Genomic DNA, 6,750 nt, shown 5'->3' with positions numbered 1-6,750 from the left:
ATACCACCGTTCAACGCCTCGTGGAACTCAATAATATTGCTAACCCTAATCTGATCCGCGCCGGTCAGGTACTGATCATTTCGGGCAGCGGCGGGACGACACCACCTCCACCTACCGGATCGACAACCTATACTGTCAAAGCCGGTGATACCCTGTCAGCTATCGCGGCAAGATACAATACGACCGTTTCACGTATTGCGGCTGCGAATGATATCACGAACGTCAACCTTATCCGTGTCGGACAGGTCCTCACCATCCCTGGAACTGGTGGTACAACACCTCCTCCACCTCCTTCCAGCACGACCACCTATACCGTCAAAGCCGGTGATACCCTGTCAGCTATCGCGGCAAGATACAATACGACCGTTTCACGTATTGCGGCTGCGAATGATATCACGAACGTCAATCTTATCCGTGTCGGACAGGTCCTCACCATCCCTGGAAATGGTGGCACAACACCTCCTCCACCTCCTTCCAGCACGACCACCTATACTGTGAAGGCCGGTGACACCTTATCCGCCATCGCCGCCCGTTACGACACGACGGTACAGCAGATCGCTGTTGCCAATAGCATTCCCAACGTCAATCTTATCCGCGTCGGACAAGTCCTCACCATTCCTGGAAATGGCAGCTCGACAACGCCTCCTCCAAGTTCAACGACGTATACCGTGAGACCGGGCGATACCCTGTATTCCATTGCCCAGAGATACAACACCACCGTGCAGCAACTAACAGTCGACAACAACATCTCTAACCCAAACCTCATTAGTGTCGGACAAGTCCTGACTATCAGATAGACCCAAGGAAAGCAAAGGGATCTGACAAGAACTTAATAAAGAAGAATGTACCGTCACATCGCGGAATTCCATTCCGTGATATGACGGTATTTCTATTTGCTTACTCTCTATACTTTTGATGAATTAAATATTGGCATCAGCCTTTTCACACACTTTGTTTGTGATTAAATTCTTCATATTTGAATAAATACATTTAGATTGTTACAGTGAGTAAAAGGGATGAAAAACTATACCTATAACAAAAGAAAGGAATGAATTTTTGATCATGAAGAAAAGACAAAGCCTGACATTGCTTTTATCTGCAGCAGCGCTCAGTCTCTTCTCTGCTGCATCATCCGTTCACGCCGCCCCCTCGGAAGTTATTTACAGTGGGGACGGAAATAGTAACGAAGTCGCACTGACCTTCGATGACAGAGCCAATGGCATGAATGTGCCAGCCATTCTCCAGACGCTCGAAGCCTATAATGTTCCCGCCACCTTCTTTATTGCTTCTTACGGCGATGAGGACCAAATCCCCTATATACAGGAGATCGTGGCCCAGGGACATCAGATCGGTAACCATTCATATTCACATCCTTATTTCACAGAGTTGTCTGATTATCAGATGAGAAATCAGCTGGAAAGCAATGAAGCGTTTATTCAAAATGCTTCAGGAGAGAGTACCGGCACTTTCTTCAGACCTCCTTACGGCGATTATAACTCTGATGTATTGCAGACAGCAGGGGATGCAGGCTATACAAACACTATCATGTGGTCAGTCGATACCCTTGACTGGACGGGCAATTCTTCTGACGAAATCGTTCAGCGGGTCATGGACGGCATCGCTCCCGGCGGCATCGTCCTGATGCATACTGGATCTAATGCCCCCGGCACGACCGAAGCACTTCCTGAGATCATTGAGAATCTGGATGCGATGGGATACGCCTTCGTCACCATTGAAGAAATGGTCGGTTCAGACCACACCGGTGGAGAAACAGGAGCAACGATGTATACCATCCAACCCGGCGACACCCTTTCAGCCATTGCCGGTCAGTATGGAACAACGGTAGATGCCCTCGCTTCAGCCAATAACATTTCAGATCCAAACTTTATCGTGGCCGGTCAGACGTTGACGATTCCTGGCACGGGTGGCGGCAACGGTGGTGGAGAGACCACCCCCGACGAACCAGACCAGCCTTCAGCGTCGACATATACCGTTGAAGCCGGCGACACACTAGGTGCCATCGCGAGTGACTATGATACGACAGTTGAAGCCATCGCTTCCGAAAACAACATATCAAATCCCGATTTGATCTTTGTCGGTCAGACACTCACGCTCCCGGGGTCAAGTGACGGCGGAGGCCACACCTCACCGGACGACTCTGATGACACGGATACAACGACGTACACGGTGGAATCCGGAGACACGTTATGGGCTATAGCCAATCGATACAACACCTCAGTCAGTGCTCTGGCTTCCGAAAACAATATTTCTAACCCAGACTTTATCACTGTCGGTCAAATCATTACGATCCCTTGATGTCACTAAGCCCTCTCAAGCTGAAAGGAAATTTTCAGCTTGAGAGTTTTTTTACATAAAGAGACATTTTATTTCCTGACTCTGATATAGTTGAGAAGTAACCCGTTTTCAATTAAAATAGAGCTTACTGCACAGAAAGATTTTGAAAAGGACTGTAACCGATGAGTAGATTTCAAGAAATATTTTTAGATATTGAATCAGATATTTTAAACCAGACATACAAGGCCGGCGAGCTGCTTCCCAGCGAAAACAAGCTGTCGAAAAAGTATAATGTTTCGCGTGAAACAATTCGAAAAGCTTTGACCTTGCTGCTTGAGAGCGGATACATACAAAAAAAGCAGGGAAAAGGATCGATCGTTTTAGATATCAAACGTTTCGATTTCCCCATTTCCGGTCTGACAAGTTATAAGGAATTGGAAGAAGCACAGCACATCAACAGTGAAACCGTGCTTATAAAAAACCAGATCGAGACACTGCCTGAACAAATTGCTACATTTTTAAATATTTCTCCTAGTACAGAAGTTCATGCTGTGATTCGTGGACGGAAAGTGGACGGCGAAACAGTCATTCTGGATAAAGACTATCTGTTGACCTCGGTTATAAAAGAGCTTCCGGACAAAGAAGCGAAAAAATCACTGTATAACTATATCGAAAAAGAACTTGGTCTGACTATAGGTTACGCCAGAAAAGAGTTTATCGTTGAGCCTGCCACGAAAGAAGACCGCGAGCTGATGACTCTGCACGGGGACACGCATGTCGTGGTCACACGCAGCGAAGTGCATCTGGAGGACACGACCTTGTTCCAGTACACAGAATCAAGGCACCGGCTGGACAAATTTCGTTTCGTCGAATTCGCCCGTCGCCGGCCCCCAATGGACTATCATAAGTAAAAAGAGGGACACTAGCTCAGCTAGCGTTCCTCTTTTGTGTTCCTGCATTATTTAATTAAAAACGCTGCCGTTTCGTAAGGCCCCATCGTGAACGTCTTTTCAAGTCTGCGTTCACCGCTGTTGCCGATAAGATATCTGCTTTCACCTTCCAGCAGGTCGTCTGGAAGCGTGATTTGATCTTCTTCCGCATAGAAATGATTCAGGACCAGCAATTTCTGATTTTCATGTTCTCTGACATAAGCAAAAATACTTGGATGATCCAATGCGATCGCTTCATATGAGCCTTCCTGAATGATCGGCATCTCTTTGCGGAGACGGATCAGTTCTTTATAGTAGGAGCGGATTTTTCCGCTGTGCTTCTCGTTTTCCGTATTGATCAATTTATAATTGTCTGCAACTTTCAGCCATGGTTCACCTTCAGTAAAACCGGCGTGTTCCGACTGATCCCACTGCATCGGCGTTCTGGCATTATCGCGTGATTTGTCCCGGATGATCTCAAGGGCTTCTTCGTCAGAGTGCCCGTTTTCTTTTAGTTCGATGAAGGCATTATGCGTTTCAATGTCTTTATAGTTATCCAGTTCAGCATAATCAGGATTCGTCATCCCGATCTCTTCCCCCTGGTAGATATAAGGTGTGCCCCGAAGCAAGTGGATCGTCTGGGCCAGCATCGTGGCTGTTTCGATCGGATAGTTCTTCACATCCCCAAAACGGTTATTGGCGCGGGGCTGATCGTGGTTGTTCCAGAACAGGGCGTTCCAGCCGCCGCCCTCAGCCATCCCGGCTTGCCATTCATCCAAAATGTGTTTCAGTTTAATAAAGTCGAACGGCATGGTCGTCCATTTTTCGCCGTCTTTATAATCGACTTTCAAATGATGGAAACTGAAGATCATGGACAGTTCATCTGTCTCAGGGTTGGAGTATCGTATGCCGTTTTCAACGGTCGTCGAACTCATCTCACCGACTGTCACGATATCCTCGTACTGTCCAAACGTCTCTTTATTCAGTTCCTTGATGTAGTCATGCACGATCGGTGTATCCGTATAATGCGATTTCCCGACGCCATCATCCGCATCTTCCAATTCTTCCGCTTTGCCGATGACATTGATGACATCGAAACGGAATCCCTTGACACCTTTTTCCAGCCAGAAATTGACGACTTTAAACAGTTCCTTGCGTACTTCAGGGTTACGCCAGTTCAGATCTGCCTGCGTGACGTCATAAAGATGAAGATAATACTTGTCTGTGTCACCGAATTTTGACCAGGCCGGGCCGCCGAATTTTGACTCCCAGTTCGTCGGCAGGCTGCCGTCTTTTTGAGCCGGTCTTAAAATATAAAAATCCTGATACTTCTTATCGCCGGCCAGTGCTTTCTGGAACCACTCATGATCGGTGGATGTATGATTCAAGACCATATCCAGCATGAGACCGATATCGTGCTTGTCTGCTTCTTTCACTAACCGGTCAAAATCATCCCATGTCCCGAACAGCGGATCGATCGACTTATAGTCTGCAATATCGTACCCGTTATCGTTCTGGGGTGATTTATAAAAAGGATTGAGCCAGACCATATCTGCACCCAGTTCGGCTATATACGGCAGCTTTTCTATGACACCGTTCAAGTCACCGAAGCCATTTCCATCTGTATCTTTGAATGATTTGGGATAAGCCTGATAAATGACTTTGTCATGTAGATTTCCCATTGTATCCGTCCCTTCTCTTTATCTAAAAGAAGAAAGGATACCTCCATAAACGCGCATCTTCCAGTAAGCCTACCAGAATATAGCCCATCTTTTGGAAATATCCTTCCTCCTTAACCCTTTTTCTTACTTAATTTAATCGAGCGAATTTAGTTGCCTAATTTTGGAATTGGCAGATGATCATTTTCCCATTTAGTCATGATGCCTCGTTTCTCAAAGACCATAACCAGAACAAATGGAACAACGATCGCGATCGTCATAGCTATCAGGAAGCCGATCCAATATTCAGGAATAATGGAAAGAATCCCCGGCAGTCCACCGACACCGATATTAAAGGATGCGACATTCAATGCCACTGAAGTCATCCCTGCAAAGGCTGAACCGATCATGCCTGCGACGAATGGGTAGACAAACTTGATGTTGATACCAAAGAGTGCAGGTTCTGTTACCCCAAGATATGCTGAAATCATTGCTGGGATAGAGATCTGCTGTTCTTTTTCATTTCCTCTGTGCATCCAGATGATACCTAAAACAGCTGAACCTTGAGCAATGTTTGACAAGGCGATCATTGGCCATAAAATGGTCTGATCAAAGTCAGCGACCAGCTGCAGGTCGATCGCATTGGTCATGTGGTGAAGTCCAGTGATAACGAGTGGGGCATACAAGCCACCAAAGATAAAACCAAAGACCCAGTTGAATGTACCGGTCAGTCCCCATTGAACCACTTGAGACAACCAGATACCCAGCTGCCAGCCGATCGGTCCGATAACGGCATGGGCAATAAAGACAGTTGGGATCAGTGCGAACAATGGAACAAAGATCATCGAAATGGCTTCAGGTATGACGCGCCGCAGCCATTTTTCAAGGTAGACCAGTAAGAAGCCGGCCAGCATGGCTGGAATAACCTGAGCCTGGTATCCGATCATATCCAGCTGGAAGAAGCCGAAGTCCCATTGATTGACGTCACCAGCCAGAATGTCTGTGACACCGTATGCATTCATCAGCTGAGGGGAAACTAACGTAATACCTAAGACAATACCTAAAATTTGCGTGGTCCCCATTTTACGGGTGACACTCCATGTGATACCGACTGGCAGGAAGTGGAAAATCGCTTCACCAGGCAGCCACAAGAAAGCGTTGACCCCGCTCCAGAATGGAGAGACATTAACGATCGTGTTGTAAATCGGTTCTCCGGCAGTTGTAAACGCCGCCTGACCGTCAACCATGGCTTGTCCCAATGCTGCAAACTGTACCTGCTCTAAAACGTTTCTGAATCCTAAAATCAAACCACCGATAATAATTGCTGGAATGAGCGGGGTGAAAATTTCTGCCAATGCCGCCATGATGCGCTGCAGGCTGTTCATATTTTTCTTCCCGGCGCTCTTCACATCATCTTTACTGACACCTTCAAGTCCTGAGATTGCGGAGAACTCGTTATAAAAATCTGCCACCCGGTTTCCCACAATAACCTGAAATTGTCCTGCCTGCGTAAATGTTCCCTTAACAGCCTCGATATCTTCGATTCTTTCCGTGTCTGCTTTGGAAGGATCATCCAATACGAAACGCATGCGTGTCGCACAGTGCGTTACCGCGTTGACGTTATCCTTGCCGCCGATCGCATCCAGCAGCTCTTTTGCATCTCTTTTAAAATCTGCCACTACAATTTCCTCCTTTGAGTAACTTGTATATACAAGTTTTGCTGTTTTTACTATACTGCACTTCAAAAAAAAATGCAAGCGGTTTTATTTATCTCTCCTTGTATATTATATTTAGGGTTTTAACCTTCCGGTTTTTACTGGATAACCCTATGAACCTCTTTTCGATTACCTCATCTCGTAAGATATGAG

The 6,750-nt window shown here is 46.5% G+C and carries 5 protein-coding genes; 3 read left to right on the top strand and 2 right to left on the bottom strand.

Going from position 1 to position 6,750, the window contains the following annotated elements; genetic code table 11:
- From BM049_RS11640 to treR, 3 genes are all read left to right on the top strand, one after another.
- Nucleotides 1-797: muramidase family protein (locus BM049_RS11640; protein ID WP_143079493.1), on the top strand; the 797-nt coding region annotated here is incomplete at its 5' end.
- Nucleotides 798-1,062: 265 nt separating this feature from the next.
- A complete protein-coding gene (locus BM049_RS11635; RefSeq protein WP_091531927.1) occupies nucleotides 1,063-2,316 on the top strand; it encodes a LysM peptidoglycan-binding domain-containing protein in 1,254 nt (417 codons plus the stop codon).
- A gap of 161 nt (nucleotides 2,317-2,477) precedes the next feature.
- Nucleotides 2,478-3,206: a trehalose operon repressor gene (gene treR / locus BM049_RS11630; RefSeq protein WP_091531923.1), complete on the top strand. Its 729-nt coding sequence runs from the start codon at nucleotides 2,478-2,480 to the stop codon at nucleotides 3,204-3,206.
- A 47-nt stretch (nucleotides 3,207-3,253) separates the two neighbouring features.
- Here treR and treC read toward each other — a convergent pair whose 3' ends face one another.
- Together treC and treP are read right to left on the bottom strand one after the other, a co-directional pair.
- Nucleotides 3,254-4,906 (bottom strand): alpha,alpha-phosphotrehalase, encoded by a 1,653-nt coding sequence (treC, locus tag BM049_RS11625; RefSeq protein WP_091531920.1) that lies wholly within the window; start codon nucleotides 4,904-4,906, stop codon nucleotides 3,254-3,256.
- Nucleotides 4,907-5,052: 146 nt separating this feature from the next.
- Entirely contained in the window at nucleotides 5,053-6,561 is a 1,509-nt protein-coding gene (gene treP, locus BM049_RS11620) for a PTS system trehalose-specific EIIBC component (protein ID WP_091531916.1), read from the bottom strand.
- Nucleotides 6,562-6,750 lie beyond the last annotated feature (189 nt).

Origin of the sequence: Alkalibacterium subtropicum, from assembly GCF_900112455.1 — a bacterium.
In the GTDB taxonomy this organism is placed as follows: domain Bacteria; phylum Bacillota; class Bacilli; order Lactobacillales; family Carnobacteriaceae_A; genus Alkalibacterium; species Alkalibacterium subtropicum.
Note: the sequence above shows the minus strand (reverse complement) of the source record. Positions and strands in the feature narration are given on the sequence as shown.